The sequence below is a fragment of the Zhouia amylolytica genome (genome assembly GCF_900116365.1).
GTDB classification, from domain to species: domain Bacteria; phylum Bacteroidota; class Bacteroidia; order Flavobacteriales; family Flavobacteriaceae; genus Zhouia; species Zhouia amylolytica.
Genome location: NZ_FPAG01000001.1, coordinates 310,612 through 335,322 on the forward strand (window position 1 = coordinate 310,612; position 24,711 = coordinate 335,322).

General features: G+C 38.1%; 22 protein-coding genes. 12 read left to right on the forward strand and 10 right to left on the reverse strand.

Features of this window, described 5'->3' with window-relative positions:
• Window positions 1-37 precede the first annotated feature (37 nt).
• From BM361_RS01310 to BM361_RS01330, 5 genes are all read right to left on the reverse strand, one after another.
• Window positions 38-430 (reverse strand): RDD family protein, encoded by a 393-nt coding sequence (locus BM361_RS01310; RefSeq protein WP_074976405.1) that lies wholly within the window; start codon window positions 428-430, stop codon window positions 38-40.
• Window positions 431-603: 173 nt separating this feature from the next.
• Window positions 604-3,030 carry a ribonucleoside-diphosphate reductase subunit alpha gene (locus BM361_RS01315; RefSeq protein WP_038268587.1) on the reverse strand — a complete coding sequence of 809 codons (2,427 nt, stop codon included), beginning with the start codon at window positions 3,028-3,030 and terminating at the stop codon, window positions 604-606.
• A gap of 117 nt (window positions 3,031-3,147) precedes the next feature.
• A complete protein-coding gene (locus BM361_RS01320) occupies window positions 3,148-4,128 on the reverse strand; it encodes a ribonucleotide-diphosphate reductase subunit beta (RefSeq protein ID WP_038268586.1) in 981 nt (326 codons plus the stop codon).
• 302 nt (window positions 4,129-4,430) lie between these two features.
• Window positions 4,431-5,411: a hypothetical protein gene (locus BM361_RS01325; RefSeq protein ID WP_083425831.1), complete on the reverse strand. Its 981-nt coding sequence runs from the start codon at window positions 5,409-5,411 to the stop codon at window positions 4,431-4,433.
• Between the two features lie 131 nt (window positions 5,412-5,542).
• Window positions 5,543-6,112: a DUF3109 family protein gene (locus tag BM361_RS01330; protein ID WP_074976407.1), complete on the reverse strand. Its 570-nt coding sequence runs from the start codon at window positions 6,110-6,112 to the stop codon at window positions 5,543-5,545.
• A gap of 131 nt (window positions 6,113-6,243) precedes the next feature.
• On the opposite strand from BM361_RS01330, the gene BM361_RS01335 reads away from it, so the two are divergent.
• The 3 genes from BM361_RS01335 to BM361_RS01345 all read left to right on the forward strand — a co-directional run bounded on the left by BM361_RS01335 (window position 6,244) and on the right by BM361_RS01345 (window position 7,725).
• Complete coding sequence (locus BM361_RS01335) at window positions 6,244-6,816, forward strand: MarC family protein (protein WP_038268583.1); 573 nt, start codon at window positions 6,244-6,246, stop codon at window positions 6,814-6,816.
• Between the two features lie 100 nt (window positions 6,817-6,916).
• Window positions 6,917-7,120, forward strand: coding sequence for a hypothetical protein (locus BM361_RS01340; protein WP_038268582.1), 204 nt, complete (start codon window positions 6,917-6,919; stop codon window positions 7,118-7,120).
• Window positions 7,120-7,725 (forward strand): FAD-dependent oxidoreductase, encoded by a 606-nt coding sequence (locus tag BM361_RS01345; RefSeq protein ID WP_074976409.1) that lies wholly within the window; start codon window positions 7,120-7,122, stop codon window positions 7,723-7,725. Before BM361_RS01340 ends, BM361_RS01345 begins: the two co-directional genes overlap by 1 nt.
• A gap of 9 nt (window positions 7,726-7,734) precedes the next feature.
• Here the strand turns inward: BM361_RS01345 and BM361_RS01350 are convergent, their stop codons facing one another.
• From BM361_RS01350 to BM361_RS01360, 3 genes are all read right to left on the reverse strand, one after another.
• A complete protein-coding gene (locus BM361_RS01350; protein WP_038268578.1) occupies window positions 7,735-9,351 on the reverse strand; it encodes a S41 family peptidase in 1,617 nt (538 codons plus the stop codon).
• Complete coding sequence (locus tag BM361_RS01355; protein ID WP_074976411.1) at window positions 9,351-9,785, reverse strand: deoxycytidylate deaminase; 435 nt, start codon at window positions 9,783-9,785, stop codon at window positions 9,351-9,353. Before BM361_RS01355 ends, BM361_RS01350 begins: the two co-directional genes overlap by 1 nt.
• 139 nt (window positions 9,786-9,924) lie before the next feature.
• Window positions 9,925-10,509 (reverse strand): HupE/UreJ family protein, encoded by a 585-nt coding sequence (locus tag BM361_RS01360; protein ID WP_074976412.1) that lies wholly within the window; start codon window positions 10,507-10,509, stop codon window positions 9,925-9,927.
• A 316-nt stretch (window positions 10,510-10,825) separates the two neighbouring features.
• On the opposite strand from BM361_RS01360, the gene BM361_RS01365 reads away from it, so the two are divergent.
• Both BM361_RS01365 and BM361_RS01370 read left to right on the forward strand, forming a co-directional pair.
• Window positions 10,826-13,204 (forward strand): TonB-dependent receptor, encoded by a 2,379-nt coding sequence (locus BM361_RS01365; RefSeq protein ID WP_074976414.1) that lies wholly within the window; start codon window positions 10,826-10,828, stop codon window positions 13,202-13,204.
• A 62-nt stretch (window positions 13,205-13,266) separates the two neighbouring features.
• Window positions 13,267-14,403, forward strand: a complete 1,137-nt coding sequence (locus BM361_RS01370; protein ID WP_074976415.1) for a PepSY-associated TM helix domain-containing protein — start codon at window positions 13,267-13,269, stop codon at window positions 14,401-14,403.
• A 13-nt stretch (window positions 14,404-14,416) separates the two neighbouring features.
• On the opposite strand, the gene BM361_RS01375 is transcribed toward BM361_RS01370, so the two are convergent.
• Window positions 14,417-15,145, reverse strand: a complete 729-nt coding sequence (locus tag BM361_RS01375; RefSeq protein WP_038268567.1) for a tellurite resistance TerB family protein — start codon at window positions 15,143-15,145, stop codon at window positions 14,417-14,419.
• 176 nt (window positions 15,146-15,321) lie between these two features.
• Here BM361_RS01375 and BM361_RS01380 point away from each other — a divergent pair, with 176 nt between their 5' ends.
• The 7 genes from BM361_RS01380 to ccsA all read left to right on the forward strand — a co-directional run bounded on the left by BM361_RS01380 (window position 15,322) and on the right by ccsA (window position 23,600).
• Window positions 15,322-15,732 carry a BrxA/BrxB family bacilliredoxin gene (locus BM361_RS01380; protein ID WP_038268566.1) on the forward strand — a complete coding sequence of 137 codons (411 nt, stop codon included), beginning with the start codon at window positions 15,322-15,324 and terminating at the stop codon, window positions 15,730-15,732.
• A 343-nt stretch (window positions 15,733-16,075) separates the two neighbouring features.
• Window positions 16,076-16,618: a lysophospholipid acyltransferase family protein gene (locus BM361_RS01385; RefSeq protein WP_316930422.1), complete on the forward strand. Its 543-nt coding sequence runs from the start codon at window positions 16,076-16,078 to the stop codon at window positions 16,616-16,618.
• Entirely contained in the window at window positions 16,611-17,267 is a 657-nt protein-coding gene (locus BM361_RS01390; RefSeq protein ID WP_074976417.1) for an HD domain-containing protein, read from the forward strand. Before BM361_RS01385 ends, BM361_RS01390 begins: the two co-directional genes overlap by 8 nt.
• 322 nt (window positions 17,268-17,589) lie before the next feature.
• Entirely contained in the window at window positions 17,590-18,045 is a 456-nt protein-coding gene (locus BM361_RS01395; RefSeq protein WP_074976419.1) for a GNAT family N-acetyltransferase, read from the forward strand.
• 242 nt (window positions 18,046-18,287) lie between these two features.
• Complete coding sequence (nrfH, locus tag BM361_RS01400; protein WP_038268561.1) at window positions 18,288-18,902, forward strand: cytochrome c nitrite reductase small subunit; 615 nt, start codon at window positions 18,288-18,290, stop codon at window positions 18,900-18,902.
• Window positions 18,892-20,379: an ammonia-forming cytochrome c nitrite reductase gene (gene nrfA, locus BM361_RS01405; RefSeq protein ID WP_074976421.1), complete on the forward strand. Its 1,488-nt coding sequence runs from the start codon at window positions 18,892-18,894 to the stop codon at window positions 20,377-20,379. The genes nrfH and nrfA overlap by 11 nt, the downstream gene beginning before the upstream one ends.
• A gap of 74 nt (window positions 20,380-20,453) precedes the next feature.
• Window positions 20,454-23,600, forward strand: coding sequence for a cytochrome c biogenesis protein CcsA (gene ccsA / locus BM361_RS01410; RefSeq protein ID WP_074976423.1), 3,147 nt, complete (start codon window positions 20,454-20,456; stop codon window positions 23,598-23,600).
• A 3-nt stretch (window positions 23,601-23,603) separates the two neighbouring features.
• On the opposite strand, the gene BM361_RS01415 is transcribed toward ccsA, so the two are convergent.
• Entirely contained in the window at window positions 23,604-24,698 is a 1,095-nt protein-coding gene (locus BM361_RS01415; protein ID WP_074976424.1) for a PA0069 family radical SAM protein, read from the reverse strand.
• Window positions 24,699-24,711: the final 13 nt, after the last annotated feature.

Below are 24,711 nucleotides of genomic sequence, written 5' to 3' on the forward strand. Positions count from 1 at the left end.
TAGAAAAGCCCCAAAATGGGGCTTTTTTTTTTACAATTCACCTTCCAATACCAGCCCCTATCTGGTTGAACTCTCCAAACAGTCTTTTTTTCTTTTCAAACTCATAGACATCCACGACATAGGTTTTGGACAGGGCATCATACCACCCTCTGGCCCCCATAGGGAATGAGAGTCCATTAAAAGGAATTAACCTCGAGGCTGATCTCGTAAAAGTTCCCATAAGAGATGGGGTATTTCCATACGGGTCCACTACTTTAGTCTTCGTAATAAACTTACCAATACTGCGTCCTTTAAAAATCACCTCACTAAGAAAGTAGAGCAAAGCAAACAACACACTTGTAATAAGCATATCCAAATAAGGGTTAATATTTGCCAACCTATTCGCTAAGACACCTGGTTCGCCACCTATCAAGGCCAGAACAACCCCCAAAACAATAGACAGAACGCGATTTGGTCGATTATATAATTGAGGAGACGATTACCCCTGCTTGTATAGAGATCTTCTGTTACCTTAAATTGCTCACTCATAAAAACAGATGTATAAAAAAGCCCCTCTGGAGGGGCTCTTCAAAATTAAGGTTAAGTCTAATGGATATCTAATCTTTAAGAACCACACATCAGGCAATCATCATCTTCATTATCGCGTGATTGCGCTAACATAGCTCTTAATTCTTCCGGATCCATAGGCTCTATTTCAACAGCCTGAGGATCAACTTCATTCTGTGCTACAGTAGCAGCTGCAACAACAGGTTCTGATTTCTTTGTATTATCTAAAGTAAATTTAATTGCATCAACAGCAGACTTAGTTCTCAGGTAATACATTCCGGTTTTTAAACCACTTTTCCAAGCGTAGAAATGCATCGAGGTTAATTTAGCAAAGGTTGCACCTTCCATAAATAAATTAAGAGACTGAGACTGGTCTATAAAGTAACTTCTTTGTCTGGCCATGTCTATGATATCTTTCATACTCATTTCCCATACCGTCTTGTAAAGTTCTTTTATTTCCTGTGGTATAATATCAATATGCTGAATTGAGCCATTTGCTCTCATCAACTCCTGCTTGAGTTGTTCATTCCACAAACCTAGTTTAACTAAATCTTCTAAGAGGTGTTTATTTACAACTATAAACTCTCCGGAAAGTACACGACGCGTATATATGTTTGATGTATACGGTTCAAAGCATTCATTATTTCCAAGGATCTGAGAGGTAGATGCTGTCGGCATCGGAGCCACTAATAATGAATTTCTCACTCCGTGCTTTTTAACATCTTTACGTAGTTTATTCCAATCCCATCTTCCGCTAAGTTCTTCATCTTTTACACCCCACATATTATGTTGGAATTCTCCCTGGGAAATCGGAGAGCCTTCATAGGTAGAATAGGCTCCTTCTTCTTTCGCCATTTCCATTGAAGCGGTAACTGCTGCAAAGTACATGGTTTCGAATATCTCCTGATTCAACTTTTTAGCCTCATCGCTGGTGAAAGGGAGTCTTAACATAATAAAGGCATCTGCCAGTCCCTGCACCCCAAGCCCTACAGGTCGGTGACGCATATTAGAGTTTTCTGCCTCTTTAACGGGATAGTAATTACGGTCAATCACCTTGTTCAGGTTCTTTGTAACTCTTTTTGTAACCTTAAACAACTCTTTATGATCAAAATCACCGTTCTTAACAAACATTGGCAGCGCTATTGATGCCAAATTACAAACCGCTACTTCATCAGGAGATGTGTACTCCATAATTTCCGTACACAAGTTTGACGAGCGTATTACTCCAAGATTCTTTTGATTTGATTTTCTGTTAACAGAATCTTTATACAACATATAAGGGGTACCGGTTTCGATTTGAGACTCTAGTATCTTTTCCCAAAGATCTCTCGCTTTCACGGTTTTACGTCCTTTACTTTCGCTTTCGTATTTGGTATATAATTTTTCAAACTCCTCTCCATAGGTGTCACATAAGTCGGGACATTCATTAGGACACATAAGGGTCCATTCAGCATTTTCTTCTACACGCTTCATGAACAAATCAGGAATCCACATTGCATAGAATAAATCACGTGCACGCATTTCCTCCTTACCATGATTCTTTTTAAGGTCTAAGAAGTCGTTAATATCCGCATGCCACGGTTCAACATAGATCGCAAAAGACCCTTTTCTTTTACCTCCACCCTGGTCTACATAGCGCGCAGTATCATTGAAGACTCTTAGCATTGGTACAATACCATTAGATGTACCATTTGTGCCTGCAATATAACTACCTGTGGCACGTACATTATGGATAGAAAGTCCGATTCCTCCGGCAGATTGAGAAATCTTAGCTGTTTGCTTTAAAGTATCGTATATACCATCAATACTATCATCCTTCATGGTTAGCAAGAAACATGAAGACATTTGAGGCTTAGGTGTACCTGAGTTGAATAATGTTGGTGTAGCGTGCGTAAAGTATTTTTTCGACATCAACTCATACGTTTCAATTGCACTATCGATATCGTTCAGGTGAATCCCTACAGAGACTCTCATTAGCATATGTTGAGGACGTTCGGCTACTTTTCCGTTTATTTTAAGAAGGTACGAACGTTCTAATGTTTTAAAACCAAAATAGTCATACCCAAAATCGCGATTATATATAATGGTCGAATCTAGCTTATCGGCATTGTCGACAATGACCTTATAAACATCATCTGCAATCAGGGGAGCTTTTTTACCTGTACGAGGATTCACATACTCATACAAATCGGTCATTGTTTCCGAAAATGACTTCTTTGTATTTTTATGCAGGTTGGACACTGATATTCTAGCCGCCAATTTAGCATAATCAGGGTGTGTAGTGGTTAATGTTGCAGCGATTTCTGCCGCAAGGTTATCTAATTCCGAAGTAGTCACCCCGTCATATAAGCCTTCTATAACTCTCATGGCTACTTTTACAGGGTCTACCAGTGGATTCAGACCATAACATAATTTTCGAACTCGGGCCGTTATTTTATCGAACATAATCGGCTCTTTTCTTCCGTCTCTTTTGACTACAAACATACGCTACACTATTTAAGGTTAAAGACTATTTGTCCAGGCCAAAGAATGCACTTCTTCAGCTTATATTATATTTTTCAAGAGGTTTATATTAAACCCCGGTGGTTAAAACTTTAGTTATTAAAAATCGGCGTCGAAACTAATTTTTTGAGAATCTTCATCTTTATTAAGCACTCCTGCCTTTTGATATTCTGAAACTCTTTTCTCAAAGAAATTGGTTTTCCCCTGAAGAGATATCATATCCATAAAATCAAAAGGATTAGTAGCATTGTATACCTTTTCGCATCCCAACTCAACTAACAATCTATCTGTAACAAATTCGAGGTATTGGGTCATTAATTTAGCATTCATCCCAATCAAACTTACCGGCAACGATTCGGTAATAAACTCACGCTCGATATCAAGTGCGTCAATGATAATTTCTTTAATTCTATCTTTAGGGACTTTATTAATCAAGTGGTTATTATGTAGATGAACTGCGAAGTCACAGTGCATCCCTTCATCTCTTGAAATTAATTCATTAGAAAAAGTAAGCCCCGGCATAAGACCTCTTTTCTTTAACCAGAAGATCGAGCAGAATGCCCCAGAAAAGAAAATTCCTTCTACAGCAGCAAATGCTATTAGTCTTTCTGCAAAACTAGGAGACTCAATCCATTTTAAAGCCCAGTCTGCTTTTTTCTTGATAGCCTCAAAGTTCTCTATTGCTTTAAAAAGAACATCTTTTTCTTTTTCATCCTTTACATAGGTATCAATAAGCAATGAATAGGTTTCTGAATGAATATTTTCCATCATAATCTGGAAACCATAAAAGAATTTAGCCTCTGTAAACTGTACTTCATTTACGAAATTCTCGGCCAGGTTTTCATTCACAATACCATCTGAAGCCGCAAAAAAGGCTAAGATGTGTTTTACGAAATAACGCTCATCGTCATTTAACTTATTATTCCAATCTGTTAGGTCTTGGTGTAAATCAATTTCTTCAGCGGTCCAAAAACAAGCCTCCTGTTTCTTATACCATTGCCAAATATCCTCATGTTTTATCGGGAAAAGAACAAATCTGTCTTTGTTTTCTTGTAAAATTGGTTCTACTGATGCTGACATCTATCTCGTTTTTAATGTTTTAAAAAATGGAATTTGAAGTGATTCGGGACTAACAAAGATTGCAAAACGAACCCAAAATTGAAAGCAGAAATCAAAACTTAACTTTAAAAGTTTTTAACAGAAATTGTTGACAAATCGCAAACCGCTGATTGCTATTGACTTTGTTAAGTAATTGTTAACCAAATGTTTAAATCGGGAAAATTCTCACGAATTAAGGTGCTAACGATGGACAAAACCTCGTTAACAGCAAGCTCTCAATGAGTTAAGACCATTGAGAGCTCATTTATTTTTAAATAAAAACCTTATTCACTCACGGTAAAGGTTTTGAACAATCCTTTAGCCTTAGAATCCGGGACTTCAGCAATTAACCCATAGAGGCCTGGAGTAAGGGTTGCCCTAAAGAAGGTAGTACTTCCCATCGGCATTTCCTGTGACCCCCCTAAAAATATAACTCCCTGTGGGCCTGGTGAAATAAACCCATCTTTTTCGAGCCAATTCATCCAGGAATTTAAGTTATCAACAGCGTCTTCATCCTCCAATTTAACGAGATGGACATCGTGATTAACAAAATTTCCGTAGATCTTAGCATCCTTAAAAAACACTGAAAAAACATGGTCTCCGGACGAAACATCACCATCGAAAGTAATGCCCTGATCAGATGATACAGTGAGGTCGACAGTAGCTTTTGGTTGTGACATGGAGCTCCACTTATCAACAACCTCAAATTGTTTTAACATTCCCATAGAGGAATGAAACTTTCCATTAGGCATCTTGACATAGCATTCAATAAGGTATGTACCAGGCTGTAAATTCACATAAGAATTTGATACTTTCCCCGGAGATATCAATCCAGATCCACCGTGAAACACCACCTCCTGATACCATGCAGGAAGGCTGTCAAAACGCTTCATCCCCGCCTCAAACCTATCAACCATAATTGAATCCATGGCATCCTGAAAGACCGGAACTATTTCTTTTTTTGCCTCCTCAATTCCAACCCCTTCGGGATATTTCTCAAGAATAAAAAAATGAGGTTCGGCGGAGGCATTCTTATATCGTAAATGCAACCATCCCGCTGGCAGTGTATCCGGCATTTGAAACTCCATGGCCGTGGTAAGGATATCAACCATACCTAACTCCATAACGGAATCTACTTTTACCTCAACCACCTCCCGAGCTGTATTGCTTTCGGATTTTTTATCGTTTTTACAGGAAATTACAAGTAACACAAAAACCAACAAGATTGGCTTAAAAAACTTTAAATCCATCTTAGAAATACTCATACTTGAATTATTTTACGTATTAGACAAAACACGCATAAGTATGCCAACATGAAAGCCATGATAATAAAGATGTAAGGGATATGCCTCCCTAATATATCATTTAATTCTTTAACTTTAAAATATGTGATCTGTTATTCCTCTAATTGCTTGACAACCGACTCCAACTCCTTGTACCAATCAGCTCCAAACTTTCTAATCAAGGCGTCTTTTACAAATTTATAAACCGGAACCTGTAGTTCTTTACCCAAGCTACATGCGTCGTCACAAATATGCCATTTATGATAGTTAACTGCAGCAAATTCCGAGTATTGTTTTACACGTACGGGATACAATTCACATGAAACGGGTTTTTTCCAATCTACCACTCCATCTCTATGTGCCTGTTCAATACCGCACATTGCTACACCCTTTTCATCGAAAGTAACATAAACGCACTCTGCTCCATTCACCAACGGAGTTTCCCATTCGCCATCAAGTCCTTTAACAAAGGTGCCCTGTTCTTCTATCACAGCTATACTCTCGGGTCTGAGATAAGGCTTTACCTTATCATAAATATCCTTCAGAATACCTGTCTCTTCATCTTCAAGTGGTGCACCTGCTTCTCCTTCAACACAACAAGCTCCCTTACAAGCTGAAATGTTACAAACAAAATCATTTTCAATGATCTCCTCCGATACTATAGTCTTTCCTAATTGAAACATGCGGCAAAGATACTTTTTAAGAAGTGGCTCATCAATAAAATTTTATTAAAAATTTAGTTTTTTTGTAATTGAAATACGAAAGTTAATATTAGCTTTGCACGCTCATTTTTAAACGCTTACAAGTTATTGTCATGAATTTTAATGTGAAAGAAATATTTACGTCTAGCATGATTCTTTTTGCGGTAATCGATATTGTCGGAAGCATACCTATCATTATCGATCTACGCAATAAGGTAGGTCACATTCAATCTGAGAAAGCCTCTGTTGTTGCAGCCTTAATAATGGTAGCTTTTCTGTTTATCGGGGAAGAAATCTTAAACCTTATTGGTATTGATGTAAATTCGTTTGCCGTTGCCGGTTCATTTATACTATTCTTTTTAGCTATTGAAATGATTCTGGGGATTACCTTGTATAAAGATGATGCCCCTGAAACAGCATCCATTGTACCTTTAGCTTTCCCTTTGATTGCGGGAGCAGGTACCTTAACTTCAATTTTATCTTTAAGAGCTGAATATCATGTTGAAAATATTGCCGCTGGAATTATTATCAATATCATATTTGTGTACATCGTTCTTAAATCCTCTAAAAAGTTAAGTCGTATTCTAGGACAATCAGGATTAGCTGTAATCCGTAAGGTATTCGGTGTCATTCTTTTAGCAATTGCAGTTAAGCTGTTTTCTGCTAATGTGACAGGATTATTTTAACATTTGTTGTTAAACTATTCTGAAAAGAACTGGTATTCGGCAGTGTTTTTTGTCATACATACCTTAATTCAATACCTTTGTGATGTAATTACAATCGATAATGAAAATACTTATTTCCATATTAATTCTTTTAGCTGTAGCCCTTATAGCTTACAATGTAACCCTGATTGACTTTAGTGAACCGTTTAAAGGAGACAGCGTAGTGGCTATTATAGGTGTTGTTGCTTCCATATGTGCTATACTTTTATTGACGATATTCACATTATCTAAGAAAATCCAAGATAAAATTAAAGACAATCATTAATGTTAGACGTATTAGTGATCGGTGGCGGAGTAGCCGGAATGCAATGTGCTTTGATATTAGGCTCTGCCAAGAGCAAAGAATTTGCGAAAGACAAAAAAATTGGGATTATAGCACACCAAAAAGCATCGCATTTACAGTCTGCTGAGCTGAATAATGCTATTGGAATAGCACCGGGAACCAGCGGATTAGACCTTCTAAATGCGAGCAAGAAACATCTGGCTGACCTTTATCCTCATGTCCTTCAAATCGAAAATGAAAAAGTTCTAAAAGTAGAAAAGGACCTCAATCACTTTACAATATTTACCAATAAAAACCGGTATACATCCAAATTGATCATAGTAGCTCTTGGTTATACAAATTTTTTCAATATTGAGGGATTAAATCAGTATCTCGAACCTCACGAGTTATCAAATCGGGAAAAAGAGCGCGTACAATTAAAAAACACCAATCATCTTGTAGCCGAAGGAATTTATGTAGCCGGAACGTTAGCGGGGTGGCGAAGTCAATTTGCTATAGCTGCGGGAAGTGGGGCACAAGTGGCTACGGACATCCTGACCTTGTGGAATAACGGAAAACATGCTCACGTGCACGATAAGCTTGTCTAAGCACCTTCCCTACTCTTCTTGATTTACATCTTCCGAATCGCTGTTTGAAAGCTCAATAACTTTCTTTAGCATATGATCATCTTGATTGAGAATCTGTTCCTTAATATTCGGACCGTATAATTGTTCTGCAATAGCCGCTTTAATATATTTTTTCATCGCTTTTTTGTAAGGGTTCAAATCAATATTCAAACCTCGATCGTTACGAGAATAATTAATAAAGTCTTCTACAGTCTGATCAGTAATTACCACTTCATCAATAAAACTATCAGCATCGTAATCACTGTATGCATTGCGATCTTTATCCAATAATTCAAATGCAAAAAAAGAAGTGAAGTCCGATTTCAAAAGCACATCAAGTGACTCATCTTTATAGGTGCCGTTTATAGGAACGAAAACATCCGGGATAATCCCTCCACCACCGTAAACAATTTTTCCTTTAGGGGTTTTAAAGATTAAGGAGTCAGCAACTTTGATACTATCCTGGTTTTTTAATTCACCATTGCGGTAACGTTCATAGAAATTATCATAATAATCTTTAGTTCCATTTTCATATGAACGTTGAATAGAACGACCGGTAGGGGTATAGTATCGAGAAACAGTTAAACGCACTGAAGACCCGTCTCCCAGCCCCATTTCTCTTTGTACCAATCCTTTTCCAAAACTTCTTCTACCGACGATGGTTCCCTTATCATTATCTTGTAATGCCCCTGCAACAATCTCACTGGCAGAAGCCGACTTTTCATTAATTAACACATATACATGTCCATCCTCAAAGTCGCCTTTTTTAGTCGCATAACTTTTTTGAATAGCTCCGCTTTTATTTTTTGTAAATACGATTAGTTTTCTGGACTCAAGAAATTCATCTATTATTTCTTCCGCAATACCCATATACCCACCCGGATTATCTCTCAGGTCAAGGGTTAAAGCAGTCATCCCTTCTTCCAAAAGGGCGTTAAGGCCAATTTTAAATTCCTGATAGGTGCTTTCTGCAAATCGATTAATCTTGATATATCCGAGGGAATCTGAAAGCATGTAATAGGCATCCACACTTGGAAGCGGCACCTCTGCACGTTTGATTTTAACATCTAAAAGTCCCTCTTCTCCCTTTCTGAATATTTTAAGGTTGACCGGTGTATTTCTAGCTCCCTGAAGTTTATTTATAATTTCTTCGCTTGCCAATTTTTTCCCGAACAGGGTATCACCGTTGGCAAAGAGAATACGATCTCCGGGTTTAACCCCTGCTTTGTATGAGGGTCCACCTTTAATTGGACGAATAACCGTCAAGGAATCCTTATACATATAAAAACTAACACCCACCCCCACAAAATCACCTTTCATGCTTTCGGCAGCTCTTTTAGCCTGTTCTTTTGGGATATATACAGAATGAGGGTCTAATTTATCTAGTATATTATTAACCGTAACATCCACAATGCTGTCGGTATTCACCTCATCTACATACTCAAAATCAATATAATCGATCAGACGATTTAATTTATCTTTTTTTGAATTTGTAGTAAATAACTTTTCAGGGGTGTCATTAAAGTGTAATTTACCACCAATAAAAACCCCGAGTGCTAGCGCCCCCAAAATAATTACCGGCCATATATAATTTTTTCCTTTCAACATTATTCTCCTTCGATATCTGATAATTGCTCTACTTCAACGCCCGCTTTAGCAAGAAATTGTATTCCAGAGTCGTCTTTGTATTGGCTTATAAACACTACGCGGGTAATTCCGGCCTGATGAATAAGCTTACTACATTCCTTACATGGAGACAAGGTCAGGTATAAGGTAGCCCCGTTACAAGCATGGGTAGAGGAGGCAACTTTTAAAATGGCATTTGCTTCAGCATGTAACACATACCATTTTGTATACCCTTCTTCATCTTCACAAGGGTTTTCAAAACCTGTAGGGGTTCCATTGTATCCGTCGGAAATGATCATTCTTCCTTTCACAATAATGGCTCCAACTTGTTTTCTGGTACAGTGAGATAATTTGCCCCACTCAACGGCCATTCTTAAATATGCTTTGTCGTAACGTAATTGCTTTTTGTCAGTCATAAATACTGATAGAGATCAAAAAAAGCAACACCAAGGTTGCTGTAAAGTTATTTTTAACGAAGATATAAGGTTTAGCCCTTACAACCAACCAGATAGGCGTTAATTTTTACCTAATATTAATTAGATGTACGCCTTCTACTTAGTAAGGGTATGTTTCTCTCAGCATTGGTATAACAAAACCTATTACGATCGAAGAAATTATCAAGATCCAATCTCTTTTATTAAACCTGAATATGGATTGCGCTATAAAGCTAAAGATAAGCACCAATAAGACTATTATTACCTGAGCAGCTTCTACCCCAAGACCAAACTCAATTAGTGGCCATAATTTACTTTCCTGTCCTGCTATAATTTCTTTAAAATAGTTCGAGAAGCCTAAACCGTGAATGACCCCAAAAAACAAAGTGACAAAAAAGGTAACACCCAACTTCTCTTTACGGGCTCCTTTACCTGCTGTGAATAGGTTAAACAAAGCTGTTGCAAGGATGGTAACAGGGATCAAAAATTCTACCAGATCTACTCTTATACTCACAACATTATAAGAGGATAATACTAAAGCAACGGTATGACCAATGGTAAAAACAGTTACCAGCCACAATACTCTTTTCCAGTCTTTAAATGTGAAAGGCACCGTTAATGCCACTAAAAATAAAATATGATCGTATGCAGACAGGTCCAGGACGTGGGTAAGCCCTAGTTTAAAATAGAACCAAAATTGATCCATAGTAAGTTAGGTAATTTAAGTAAAATACGTGATTTATTGTTCCTCCCAAACATACGATTAATTTAATTACCAACGAAAAAAATCGAATCTAAAAAGGCAAGGAAACAAAGGTTAGACAGGATTGAATAGATCATTATTAATATTCACTCCATCAAATTTAGAGACCAATAAAACACTCTAAAAAACTTTAACACTTACCAATGATCTGACTATCAGATACATTTATTTCTTTATTTAAAATTATTCTAAATAATGTTTTGCAAGAATGTTGGGTGGCCTATATTTGCCTTGTTATTTTTAATAAATCTAAATAAACATGTTTAAAAAATTACTCTTTATACTCTTATGTGTTTCATTTGCACAGGCACAAAACACCGAAATAAAAGGTCATATAATCAATGGTCATGAGTCTCCCATAGCTTACGCCACCATACAGATACAGGGAACCAACATAGGAATTTACGCGGATGAAAATGGAAATTTCAATCTTTCCAACATCCCTGAAGGGAATCATCAAATCGTGATAAGTGCGGTAGGCTATAAAACCGTTATAGAACCTGTTATCATTGGACCAAACGAATCTAAAAGCTTCGCTTTCACCCTTGAAGAAGACATGCAATTAGAAAAGGTAGAGGTTTTTGGCAACAGGTTCAAACATCCCGATAAAATTGAAGCTTTAACCCGCTTACCCCTGGCACCTTACGAGCAAATTCAAAGTATTTCGATTATTTCGGACAAACTTATTGAACAGCAAGGAAATTTAACCATTTCCGAGGCCACCAAAAATGTACCGGGCGTATACACTTTTGCCACCTATGGTAATCGTAGAGAAAGTATGTCTTCGAGGGGATTCAGAGGAATCCCGATTTTGAAAAACGGGGTACGTATTCATTCTGATTTCCGAGGGGTTGGTATTCTTACCGATATGCAAGGTGTTGACAACATTCAGGTTTTAAAAGGCGCTGCTTCGATTACCCAGGGAGTAGCAACGGATTTAGGAAGTCCGGGTGGTGTTATTAATATTGTTACCAAGACCCCTAAATATCAATTTGGTGGAAGTGCTTCTATGCGTGCAGGAAGCTTTGGCCTGGTACGTCCTGCTTTCGATATTTACGGTCCTATGAACGATAAGAAGAATCTAGCATTCAGACTTAACGGTTCATTAGAAAGGGCTGACAGCTATCGTAATGGCATATCGTCTGAAAGATTTTACATTAACCCTTCGATTCAATGGCGTATAAGCCCGAATACGACGTTCACTGCTGAAATGGATTATTTAGACGACAGCCGAACTCCAGACATGGGAACTGTAAACCTTGGAGAAAATGATACCAACGCCATTTACGATCTTCCTCACGATCAATTTCTCGGGTTTGAAAACGACAGAGCGGTTACCAAGAATACGACTTTTGCATTGCGTTTAGATCATCAGTTAACCGATAAATTACAATTAAAGGGCGCTTATTACACCTCCGATCTGGCCTTGAATGATAAAGCCGCAAGTCTTGGTAATTACATTTCTGACGAGAACTCAGAACCTATCTACAACCAAAGGCAAAGAGGATATTCTATTTCAGAGCGAAACGACAAGAATAGTGTCTTACAATTCGACCTTATCGGCGACGAACTGGAAACAGGAAGCATCAAACACAGTTTTCAGGTTGGGTTTGATTACAGAACCACCTCTTATAATACTTTCAGCGAGCGAAGCAGTGTAATTGACACCATTGATATTTTCACCAATACCTCAAACAGACTACCTGATGCTATTCCTTTCGGCAGTCCGTCGGAAGCTAAAGCATCTTCAAACTCGATCGGTGTGGTTGCGCAGGATGTTATTACCTTCAATTCATGGGTTAAAGCATTTTTAGGATTAAGATATAGCACTACAGAAACAATTGCTGATCAGGAAACCACTTCAAGTGATGCATTAAATCCATTAGTAGGTATCGTATTTTCACCTTATAAACATGTTAATGTTTTTGCTTCTTATACCAACAGTTCTTATCCACGAAGTGGGAATCGCTTAGATGTGAACGGAAATCCATTGGGTAATGAAAGATTTGATCAATTGGAAGCCGGAATTAAAACAAACTGGCTGGACAATAAATTACGTTTCAACCTTACTTTTTTCAAGATCAACAACAGAGACATCAACCTTCCGGTATATGATGAAAACTGGGTAGCTACCGGCTTTTATCAAAAAGGAGGTAATGACGAGCGAAAGGGAATTGAGGTAGAACTTACCGGTAGAATCTTAGATAACCTTGAATTAATCACCGGATATTCCTATATCGATGCCCAATATAAAGAGCATACTTCATTTGTTTATGGCTCAGCGCCTTTAAATACTCCAAAGCATACTTTTAATGCCTATGCCAACTACCTCTTCAAAGGTTCGTTGGAAGGCTTAAGTATTGGAGCCGGAGCTTATTATACCGGCGAGCGCCCTATTAATGACTGGAGTGCAGGTGCTGTTACTCATGAAGGAATTGTGCCGGGACAGAAGCCATTTAATGTCGCTTCTTATACGTTAGTAAATGCCCAGATCGCTTATCAAATAGATCAGCATTGGAATGTTCGATTATTAGCTAATAACCTATTTAACGAAATCGGATATAACGCATACAGAACACGATATATCAATCAGACGGACCCGAGAACTTTTGGAGGTGTATTAACCTACAGGTTTTAATGAAATTATTTGTTGTTACCGCAGGCATAATGTATTATGCCTGCTTTTAAATTTTAAGCCACATGAAGAAAAAGAAAAAATATGGTTTCAGAAAGCTGATCAACGACATCCACTTATGGATTGGGCTTATCAGCGGGATTATTGTATTTATCGTATGTCTGACAGGAACCATATTGACCTTTGAGCATGAAATAAAAGCTCTTTTTTCCGAATCTTTAGAAATAACCCCAAGCGGAAAAAAGATTTCATTAACCGAACTAAAAGAAAACTTGTCAAAAGAGCTCGGGAAAGAAGCTATTATATCCAGTGTTACCCTTCCTGAAAAATCAACCGCTCCTTATGAGTTTCGGGTAAAACAATCTCCCAAGGAAAGACGAGGGACCACCTACTTTGTAGATCCTTATACAGGAGCATCGCTTGTGCCCAAAAAAACCAGTGCTGACGATTTTATGTTCTCCATGTTTAAACTCCACAGGTGGTTGTTAGTAGACAGTAAGATTGGAAGACCTATCGTCGGAATTGCAACCATCCTTTTTCTCATTTTAAGTATTTCCGGAATTGTTCTGTGGTTCCCAAAGAAATTGAAATGGAAAAACTTTAAGGCAGGATTTAAAATAAAAACCAAGGCCAATTGGAAACGTGTTAATCACGATCTGCACAATACACTGGGCTTTTACTCGTGCATTTTAATTCTAATCATGGGACTTACAGGATTATGCTGGTCTTTCGAAGGGTATCGTAATGGATTAAGCGTCGTAATGGGGACCAAGGTATTTGGAAACAGAGGCGGCAACCCGGTAAACACAGTAACCCACGAGAGCCTCCCAACGATTTCTTATGAAGAGGCTATGGCTGTAGCCGATCAATCGCTCCCATACCAAGGCAAAACCGCTATTAATTTTCCTAATACTAACAATGCTTATTACAGTATTCGTAAGTACAATGAAGATAACTGGTCGCCCGTAACTTCGGATCAGGTACTGATTGATATCTACGGAAATGTATTAAAAAAAGAGCTCTTTGCTGAAAAACCTTTAAACGTGCAAATTGCGAGTTTAATAAAACCTATACATACCGGGGAAATATATGGTGTTTTTTCTAAAATACTCTATTTCCTGGCATGTTTAATAGGAACTAGCTTGCCCATTACCGGTACGCTTATCTGGTTGAATAAAACGAAAAAAAAGAAAAGGGCATAATGCCCTTTTTTATTTAAAACCCTCGTTCCTTTTGAATGTCTTCGTATGCTCTCTGCACCTCTTTAAATTTCTCTTCAGCTCCTTTTTTAATAGCTTCATCTTCAGTAATGACCTTATCAGGATGATATTTCTTAACCATGGTTCGATAGGCTTTTTTCACCTCATCGTTTGAGGCTGATTGCTCTACCTCTAAAATTTTATATGCATTATCAGCAGATTTTACAAACATCGCCATGATACTCTCAAAATCGCGATAATTAACTTGCAAATACCCTGCAATTTCCTTGATCTTTTCGATTTCAGCTTTCGAAACTGCACCATCTGCTTTAGCAATGGCAAATAAAAAATGAAGTAATTGCAAACGCACCTCATACCTCAATCGTTGTTTCAGATAAGAGGCCACTCGTTGAGCTGAAATTTCACGATCCTTAATTACGGTGTTAAATGTTCTGAAAATATTATTGGCTCTTTCTTTCCCGTAGGTTGAAACAAAGTATTGGCGTACGTAATTTAATTCGGTTTGATTGACGGAGCCATCTGCTTTTATAACAATGGCACACAAGGAAATCAGATGCATTTCGAAATCGGCAGGGGTCACCGTCCGGCTGCTTCTTTGATTAAAAGATCTGTTTCCTTTATCATCTTTCATCATATCGTAAAAACTACCAAGTAAAAACCCCATTACTGCTCCAGGTAGTCTAAAAATCATGTATCCTAAAAAAGCGGCTAACCACTTTACCATATCATTCTATTTAATTTGCAGGCAAAGATAGGGTTTTAAACAATTTTAAAAATTTATCGAATCAATAAACAAAATTGATCCTGCAATAAACTTTAAGCATGAATTAATTACCCTAAAACCCAATTCTTTTTCATTATCTTTGCAGATACTATTGTTGAATTAAATTCTTAAATCATATGTATCCAGCAGAGCTAGTAAAACCAATGAAGGAAGATTTAACTTCAGCGGGTTTTCAAGAACTTGTAACCGTTGAAGATGTAGATGTAGCTATCGCCCAAAAAGGAACCACTTTAATCGTGGTTAATTCAGTTTGTGGTTGTGCGGCTGCGAATGCGCGTCCGGGAGCAAAAATAAGTTTACAAAACGCTAAGAAACCAGATAACTTATATACTGTATTTGCTGGTGTTGATCGTGAGGCTACAGACAAAGCAAGGGGCTATATGCTTCCTTTCCCTCCATCTTCACCAAGTATGGCATTATTTAAGGATGGTGAATTAGTTCATATGTTAGAACGTCATCATATTGAAGGAAGACCAGCTGAAATGATCGCTGAAAACCTTATGGAAGCTTACAACGATTTTTGTTAATAAAGCTTAAACGCATATTATAAACCACTCTTTAAAAGTAAGAGTGGTTTTTTTATGGATAAAAACGAACCGAATACACAGAAAACCTTTTTAACGATTGTTGTATAATTGAAAAAGCATTAAATTCACCCATAATTTTAACAAATTCATGGCCAAAATACTCGCATACCCCTTATCTGTCATCTACTACCTCTGTTTCGGACTAACGTTGGTTATTTTTCATATTACCCAATGGATATGCCTCAATTTATTCGGGTATGAAGCACATAAAAAAAGTGTTAGCCTTTTGAATTGGTTTTTAATGCGTTGTGTTAATCTGCTTGGAAACCGTTATACTTTTGAAATGAACAAAAATATTCCGGATGACACCCCTGTTATAATTGTTGCTAACCATCAGAGCCTACATGATATTCCTCCAATTATCTGGCATATGCGTAAGTATCACCCAAAGTTTATCAGTAAGATCGAGTTAGGCAGAGGGATTCCGAGTGTATCGTATAATTTACGTCATGGCGGATCGGTTTTAATTGATCGAAAAAACTCTGAACAGGCACTTCAAGCGATTAAAGACTTTTCTCAATACATCAGAAAAAACAATTATGCTGCCGTTATATTCCCTGAAGGCACCCGCAGTAAAAACGGTAAGCCGAAACGATTTCAGATTAGTGGTTTAAAGTTAATGTTTCAACAGATTCCTGAAGCGGTGGTGGTTCCGATTACCATTAACAACTCATGGAAGCTCTTCCGATATGGAAACTTCCCTTTAGGTATTGGGAATCATATTAAATTTAAGGTTCATGATCCGATAAAAATAGCGGGGCAAGATATCTCTAAACTCACCCAGCAGATAGAGCAAACCATTGTAAAAGACATTTCTAATGACTAACACTGAAATCGTAGAAGAGACCATTGCCTTTGTCAAAGAAACATTAAAAGGTGCAGAAGGTGGTCATGATTGGTTTCACATTCAGAGGGTTTTCAACAACGCCATCGCCATTGCAAAAGATGAAATGGAAGCCGATCCACTCATTGTGAGTCTGGGAGCCCTTTTGCACGATATTGCGGATCCAAAATTTTATGATGGTGATGAAAGTGTCGGACCAAGAATAGCTCGTGAATTCCTTGAATCTCTAGCCGTAAAAGAACCTGTCATTAATCATGTAGTGCACATCATAGAGAACATTTCGTTTAAAAATGATTTTGACCAACGTTCCTTCTCCTCTTTAGAATTAAATATTGTTCAAGACGCCGACCGACTGGATGCCATTGGCGCCATCGGAATTGCCAGGGCTTTTAATTACGGAGGTTTTAAAAACAGGGAACTTTACAATCCAGATATTGCTCCTAAACTCAATATGAGTAAAGAGGAATATAAAAAGTCCAAGGCTCCGACAATTAATCATTTTTATGAGAAACTTCTGTTGTTAAAAGATCGCATGAAGACAACATCAGGAAAAAAAATTGCCCAGGAGCGACATCAATTTATGGAGCGTTTCTTATCACAATTCTACGATGAATGGGATGGAAAGAAGTAGATACTCCCTCAATCAAAGGAAACAACACCATTATCTTTTCACAACACCCTCCTGACCTTCTATTTTAAGCAATATTCAAAGTAAAAGTACCACACCTCATTTTCCGGGAGCTAAAATCCCATAGCATCAAGTGATATGTTTCCGGAAGGGTTAATGCATCCTGCCTTAAGGTATGTTTTGAATCTTTATTGTGGGAAAATAGACTACCTAATTAATAAGAAAAAAATGATGGTAGAACCAACTGCATTCACTAGATTTATAATAAGCATAGAATGGTTATCGAAACCCAAAAAGTAAGTGCATCATATAAGAGTTATACTCAATGATATCAAGGAAACTCAACATACAGAAAATTACCGTAGCGCCATCATCTGATGAGCTTAAGAAGATCTACACATTGTACGAAAAAGTGTTTGACAATACGAATAAAGATTCATTCTTAAAGAAATTAGAAAACAAAAAAGACTTGTTACTATTACTTGCTTCTATTGATGGTAAACCTGTAGGATTTAAAATAGGATATGCACTAAAAGGAACGGTTTATTATAGTTGGTCTGGCGGAGTTATACAGGACTATCGTCAAAGGGGTGTAGCTAAAGCACTTGCCTCCGTTCAGGAAAATTGGGTTCGATCTAAAGGATATACCAGGCTAAGAACGAAATCTATGAACCGTTTTCGGCCTATGATGATACTCAATCTTAAAAACGGATTTGATATTGTAGACACTGATGAAGATCGAAATGGGAATTTAGAAGTTATTTTCGAAAAAAAGCTCTAGTAAACCTGCCTTGATTTTTTGATTAATCAAATATTAACCAACAACTTACATAAACATTCAGAACTTTTTTATAACTTGATGACATAAGTCATGTTTTTTTCAAGACTTGTTCAAGAATATTGTCATACGAAATCAATTTCTTTATTAAGTTATAACTTAATAAAGGGGTTCAACATATAACCAAACCGAAGATCCGGTACATACCGGATGCACAATGTGTTTATAAATGCAATATTTTACATATGCTTAAAAACATATTACCACAAAAGCATTCCAACTGGCGGGCAACAGCCGTATTTCTGATTGCTATCATGATGGGCCTGGGCCTGTTTATGGCAAAAGAAGCTGAAATTGTTTCTTATATGTCAGACGACCCAAAGGCTTGTGTAAATTGTCATGTAATGACCCCTGTTTATAACAGTTGGATGCATAGTTCTCATAGAGAATGGGCTTCTTGTAATGATTGTCATGTACCTCATGACAATATTGTAAACACATATTACTTCAAGGCCAAAGACGGATTGTTTCATGCCTCGGTATTTACTTTAAGAGCTGAACCAGAGGTTATGTTTATGCGTGAAGCATCTCAGGAAGTGGTACAAGACAATTGTATACGGTGTCATGTCCAACAGGTTACCCAAACTAAATATGATGGATGGATTGAAACTCACGGTGCCAACCGAACTGATCGTCAATGTTGGGAATGTCATCGCGAGGTACCACACGGAAGAATTCATGGAATATCAACTATAAAGCATAATATCGCTCCCATTCCAACGGATACCGAACAAACGGTTATTCCGGAATGGTTAGAACAAAAAATTAATCAAGACAAACAATCTCCTCATGAAGAATAAAGTTTTATTTCTCGTTACGGTCATAGTAGTTTTTTTATTGGGGTTACTTGCTTCAAGTATTATCAACAGAAAAAATGAAGCTAAGTACAAGTATGTTCCTCAAGTGAACATTAGTGAACATGAACCAAGAAATGCGGTTTGGGGTGAGAATTTCCCAAAAGAATATCAATCTTATATTCAAACAGCTGATACTTCATTTGCTTCCTATCAAGGAGGGTCTAAGATGAGAGATGTTTTAGAGGAAGATCCGAATTTAGTCATCTTATGGGCCGGATATGGTTTCTCAAAAGACTACAATCAGGGACGTGGACATTATTATGCGGTAGAGGATATTCACAATACTCTAAGAACCGGAGCTCCTAAAGGCCCTGGTGACGGGCCAATGCCAGCAACTTGCTGGACTTGTAAAAGTCCGGATGTTCCGAGACTCATGAACGAACACGGCATAGCGGAATTTTATCAAGGTAAATGGGCAGACAAAGGTGAAGAGGTTGTGAATCCGATCGGTTGTGCCGACTGCCATGATTCAAAAACCATGAAGTTAACAATAACCAGACCTGCATTGATCGAAGCCTTCGAGTCTATGGGAAAAGACATCACCCAGGCTACGCATCAGGAAATGCGTTCTTTAGTTTGTGCCCAATGTCATGTGGAGTATTACTTCAATAAAAACTTACCTGGCAAAGAGGGCACCCCATATCTTGTTTTTCCATGGAAAAATGGGATGTCTGTCGAGGATATGGAAAAATATTATGACGAGATTGAGTTCTCAGACTGGACTCACCAACTGAGTAAAGCACCAATGTTAAAGGCGCAACACCCAGGTTATGAAACCTATTTAACCGGTGTGCATGCAGACAGAGGTGTTTCATGTGCTGATTGCCATATGCCTTATAAAAGTGAAGGCGGACAAAAATTTACCGATCATCATATACAATCACCTTTAAACAACATAGCCAATGCCTGCCAGGTTTGTCATAGGGAGGAAGCTAATAAATTAGCGGAAAACGTATACGAACGCCAACGTAAGGCCAATGAGAATCGTTTAAAGCTAGAAGGCTTTTTGGTAAAAGCACATATTGAAGCTAAAAAAGCCTGGGATCTTGGAGCCACAGAAGATCAGATGAAAGAAATCCTTCAGGATATTCGTCATGCGCAATGGCGTTGGGATTATGCAGCAGCCGCCCATGGCGCTTCTTTTCACTCTCCTGTTGAGACGGCACGGGTTTTAGGAAGTGGCCTTGAAATTGTTCAGAAAGGAAGAATAAAACTGGCTCGTTTACTCGCAGACCTGGGACACAATGCTCCTGTAGATATGCCTGATATTACCTCTAAGGAAAAAGCACAGGCTTATATCGGACTGGATATGGAAAAGTTAAATAGCGATAAAGAGGTGTTTTTAGAAACCGTTGTACCGAAATGGCTGGAAAAAGCGAAAGAACGCGAAGCCAAAATGACGCCGCAAATCAATAAATAAGTATTATTAAACTGTCTTCCAAAGGTGTAAAGAGGTGTTTCTTTCTTTACACCTTTTAAAATATACTACCCCTTATGAAATATTTGTATAAACTCATCTCTTCCACCCGGATTGCCTTACTGGTTCTATTAGCATTTGCAAGTGCCATGGCCATAGCCACCTTTATAGAAAACGATTATGGAACTGCTGCAGCATGGGCTTTAATTTACAATGCCTGGTGGTTTGAGCTATTAATGGTTTTACTCACCATCAACTTCATCATAAACATTTACAAATACAAGTTATACAGAAAAGAAAAATGGCCTGTATTACTATTTCATATTGGGTTTATTGTGATTATCATAGGCGCAGGAATTACCCGATTCACTTCCTACGGTGGAATTATGCGCATTCGTGAAGGTGCTTCTTCCAATACAATCATTTCTGATGAAAACTACCTTAACCTGAGCCTGAGCAATGGCAAAGAAGTAAAATCTATAAAGGCCAAGAAAAACTTCTCAGCTGTAAAAGATAATGAGTTCACGATTAACACCCAATTCAACGAAACCCCCATCTCTATTGCTTTCGAAGCTTATATTCCGGATGCCTTACCTGAAATTGTTCCTAACAGTGAAGAAGGCGTGCCGATGCTTGAATTAACGGTAGCTGGTGATAATGGAAAGGAAACCATCTTTCTCAAAAAAGGGGAAGTACAAGCCATAGGAAGTCATCGTCATCAAATAGGCTTTGAAACTGATGCCGAGCATAGTATTAATATTAAAGAAGACCATGGCACACTCGTTATTTCACCAACCCAACATATCGATTATTTTATAATGGCCACTCAGGAAGCCGGCAAGCTAAAAAAGGACAGTTTACAGGCAGTGCATCTGAGAACCCTGTATCGTGTTGGCGATTTTTCATTTGTACCGATGGCCTTTTACCCTAAAGGAAAGGTCTCATTGAAAAGTGGCGCCGAAAATCCCAAAGAGAATGATAAAAATCTAGATGACGCCGTATTAATTACTGTGAGTTCAGGGGAGGAAGAGAAGACGATTCCCCTATTATACCGGGAAGGGTTTTTACCTACAGAGCATCCTGTTTCGATAGCGGGTCTAAATGGAAGTATATCGTACGGCGCTAAAAAGTTAACCACTCCTTTCTCCATTCAGTTAAACGATTTTCAACTGGAGCGTTACCCCGGTTCTACCAGTCCATCTTCTTATGCCAGTGAGGTAACCGTTATGGATGGAAATGAAACGATCCCGCATCGCATTTTCATGAATAATGTTCTTGACTATAAGGGTTATCGCTTTTTTCAGGCCAGTTATGACACCGATGAATTAGGAACTGTACTCTCTGTAAACCATGATCGCCCGGGAACCTATGTAACGTATTTGGGATATTTTCTCATGAGTATTGGTATGTTCTTCACTCTTTTCGGCAACGGGACGAGATTCCGATTGGTTAATAAAAAACTAAAGAAGCTTAAAAGCATTCAAGCTATTTGGGTTGCCTTCCTTTTATTAGGTACTAACAACTTTATTTTCGCTCAGGAAAATCCAAACAGCCAAGGGATGAGCTCTCAGCAAATCATTGACAAGACTCATTCTGATCAATTCGGCAGGTTGCTCGTACAGGATTTGGATGGAAGGATCAAGCCTATGAACTCGCTGGCATCGGAGTTTTTAAGGAAGATATCCGGTAAATATTACTTTAAACTACATCAACCCAACGGGAACATTATTAAAATGGATGCCAACCAGACTTTTTTAGCCATGCATACTGCACCGGCAATTTGGCAAAACATCCCTATAATTAAAATTGACAAGAAGAAAGGAGGCGACTTATTTAAAGATCTACAACCAAATGATGAAAAGTTGGTTGCTTTTAAGGACTTGTTGAATGAAGGTGATAATGCGTATATCTTAACGGATGCTGTAGAGCAGGCAAACCAAAAAAAACCTGCGGAGCGTAATGAATTTGACAAAGAAGTTTTAAAGGTTGATGAGCGCTTTAATATCCTTTACAATGTATTTTCAGGAAACTACTTTAAAGTATTTCCTAATAAGCTTGATACCAACGAAACCTGGTTTAGTTACAACCATCACTTTAACGATTTTCCGCAAGAGGACGGTCAGTTCGCCAAAACCATTACCCAGGCATATTTCAGTGATATTCTGAATCAACGATGGGAGGATGCTGATGAAAAACTTACTTATATCAGCACCTATCAAAAAGAGCTGGGGAAAGACATCATCCCTTCACCTCAACGAATAGAAGCAGAAATATGGTACAATAGACTGAATTTAAACTTTTGGCTGTTTCAATACTTTTTTACGGTTGGACTGATCATGCTCCTATTGGCCATCACAAAGGTATTCGTAAAAAGGAGCTGGTTAAATTTTGCATGGAACAGCATGATAATTGCCACCCTTATTGGGTTTATTGTATTTGCCGGAAATATTGTATTGAGATGGTATGTAGCACAGCATGCTCCCTGGAGTAACGGGTACGAAATGTTAATCTTTGTTGCCTGGTGTGTTTTGTTATGCGGTATGATCACTTATAAAAAATCTGACTTTACACTTCCACTCGCTTCTTTATTTAGTGGAGCGCTCTTGTTTGTCAGTTACCTGGATTGGTTGAATCCGGAAATAACCAATTTAATGCCGGTGCTTAAATCATATTGGTTAAAAGTTCATGTAGCGACCATTGTAAGCAGTTATGCGCCATTAGCCCTGGCGGCTTTAATAGGCATCATGGCATTACTCTTATTTTTATTTGGTAACGAACGAAGAAATAAAGTTCTGAACATCAAAATTAAAGAGCTCACCTATGTGAGTGAAATGGCTATGACCATTGGATTGTTTTTACTATCCATCGGCACCTTTCTTGGGGGCATTTGGGCGAATGAATCGTGGGGAAGATACTGGGCCTGGGACCCAAAGGAAACATGGGCATTAATTAGTATGATGGTCTATGCAGTTATCCTACACCTGCGATTAATCCCGGGATTGAAAGGGCCTATTACCCTTCACATTGCTGCCATGTTCGGTTTCTGGTCGATCATCATGACCTCTTTTGGTGTTAATTACTATTTGTCGGGACTTCACAGTTACGCTGCAGGAGATCCATTACCTATACCGAGTTTTGTTTATTATGTTGCCAGTTTTATGATACTCCTGGCCATGGCTGTTCTCGTTAAGAAAAGGAAAATAAAAAGCTTTATTAAGGGATAACGCTCAAAACAATCTCATTTGTCCATTTTTTGGTTGTTTGAGAAGTTGTTTTTGGGCTTCATATAGGGTATGATTTGTATTTGGAAATTCCTTATCTGAGAAATATTTCTGCTTTGCAATACGCATCATGCTATGCAATTGCTCTGCTATTTTACCTTTGCCTTTCATCCTGGTTCCAAATTCTGAATCGTTTAAGGCACCCCCATGACATGCTTCAATCTGATGCAATACTTTGTCAGCTTTATCGGGCATGGTTTTCCGAATCCAATCGGTAAATATTTGTCCGATGGCACCGTTAAGTCTTACGACAATAAAACCGAGAGAGAGGGCCCCATTTTCAGCGGCTACTTTAGCCAATGGCAATATTTCATGACTATTGACACCGGGAATTACGGGAGCCATCATAACATTGACCGGGATTCCGTTATCGGTTAACTCCCTTACCGTCTTGAACCTTCTTTTAATGGTGGCGGTTCTGGGCTCTAACGCTCGCCTGGTGGTTTCTGACAAGGATGTTATCGATATGCTGACACTTACCAGGTTATCTTTTGCCAATTTCTTCAGTATATCGAGGTCTCTTAATATCAAGGCATTTTTTGTAATAATACCTACAGGGTGCTTATACTTTAAAAATACCTCCAGACATCTTCGGGTAATTTCATAACGTTGTTCAGCAGGTTGATAACAATCTGTATTCCCGGAGAGCACAATGGTTTGAGCTTTCCAACTTTTAGATTGTAGCTTTTTTTCCAATAATTCAGGGGCATCTTTCTTTATCAGAATCTTTCTCTCGAAGTCTAAACCAGCACTGTACCCCCAATATTCATGAGAGTTTCTTGCATAGCAATAGATACAACCGTGTTCACAACCCTGATATGGATTCATGGAATAAGACATTCCGACATCCGGACTGTTCACTTTATTCACAATAGATTTTGATGTTACTTCTATGTAGGTTGTTTTGTTAGGATCCGCTTCTTCCCCTTCTAACCGACAATATTCTAAATAGTCATCACGCACCTCTTCGGAATGTTCCAAAAACTTGTTTTGTACATTCATCTGTGCTCCACGGCCTTTTATGATCGTTTTATCTTTCATCCACATCAAACAA

Bases quoted from the DNA above. Each gene is read 5' to 3' on its own strand.
- BM361_RS01315 (WP_038268587.1), bottom strand. From the start codon at position 3,030: ATGTTTGTAGTCAAAAGAGACGGAAGAAAAGAGCCGATTATGTTCGAT.
- BM361_RS01320 (WP_038268586.1), bottom strand. From the start codon at position 4,128: ATGTCAGCATCAGTAGAACCAATTTTACAAGAAAACAAAGACAGATTT.
- BM361_RS01325 (WP_083425831.1), bottom strand. From the start codon at position 5,411: ATGAGTATTTCTAAGATGGATTTAAAGTTTTTTAAGCCAATCTTGTTG.
- BM361_RS01330 (WP_074976407.1), bottom strand. From the start codon at position 6,112: ATGTTTCAATTAGGAAAGACTATAGTATCGGAGGAGATCATTGAAAAT.
- BM361_RS01335 (WP_038268583.1), top strand. From the start codon at position 6,244: ATGAATTTTAATGTGAAAGAAATATTTACGTCTAGCATGATTCTTTTT.
- BM361_RS01340 (WP_038268582.1), top strand. From the start codon at position 6,917: ATGAAAATACTTATTTCCATATTAATTCTTTTAGCTGTAGCCCTTATA.
- BM361_RS01345 (WP_074976409.1), top strand. From the start codon at position 7,120: ATGTTAGACGTATTAGTGATCGGTGGCGGAGTAGCCGGAATGCAATGT.
- BM361_RS01350 (WP_038268578.1), bottom strand. From the start codon at position 9,351: ATGTTGAAAGGAAAAAATTATATATGGCCGGTAATTATTTTGGGGGCG.
- BM361_RS01355 (WP_074976411.1), bottom strand. From the start codon at position 9,785: ATGACTGACAAAAAGCAATTACGTTACGACAAAGCATATTTAAGAATG.
- BM361_RS01360 (WP_074976412.1), bottom strand. From the start codon at position 10,509: ATGGATCAATTTTGGTTCTATTTTAAACTAGGGCTTACCCACGTCCTG.
- BM361_RS01365 (WP_074976414.1), top strand. From the start codon at position 10,826: ATGTTTAAAAAATTACTCTTTATACTCTTATGTGTTTCATTTGCACAG.
- BM361_RS01370 (WP_074976415.1), top strand. From the start codon at position 13,267: ATGAAGAAAAAGAAAAAATATGGTTTCAGAAAGCTGATCAACGACATC.
- BM361_RS01375 (WP_038268567.1), bottom strand. From the start codon at position 15,145: ATGGTAAAGTGGTTAGCCGCTTTTTTAGGATACATGATTTTTAGACTA.
- BM361_RS01380 (WP_038268566.1), top strand. From the start codon at position 15,322: ATGTATCCAGCAGAGCTAGTAAAACCAATGAAGGAAGATTTAACTTCA.
- BM361_RS01385 (WP_316930422.1), top strand. From the start codon at position 16,076: ATGAACAAAAATATTCCGGATGACACCCCTGTTATAATTGTTGCTAAC.
- BM361_RS01390 (WP_074976417.1), top strand. From the start codon at position 16,611: ATGACTAACACTGAAATCGTAGAAGAGACCATTGCCTTTGTCAAAGAA.
- BM361_RS01395 (WP_074976419.1), top strand. From the start codon at position 17,590: ATGATATCAAGGAAACTCAACATACAGAAAATTACCGTAGCGCCATCA.
- nrfH (WP_038268561.1), top strand. From the start codon at position 18,288: ATGCTTAAAAACATATTACCACAAAAGCATTCCAACTGGCGGGCAACA.
- nrfA (WP_074976421.1), top strand. From the start codon at position 18,892: ATGAAGAATAAAGTTTTATTTCTCGTTACGGTCATAGTAGTTTTTTTA.
- ccsA (WP_074976423.1), top strand. From the start codon at position 20,454: ATGAAATATTTGTATAAACTCATCTCTTCCACCCGGATTGCCTTACTG.
- BM361_RS01415 (WP_074976424.1), bottom strand. From the start codon at position 24,698: ATGAAAGATAAAACGATCATAAAAGGCCGTGGAGCACAGATGAATGTA.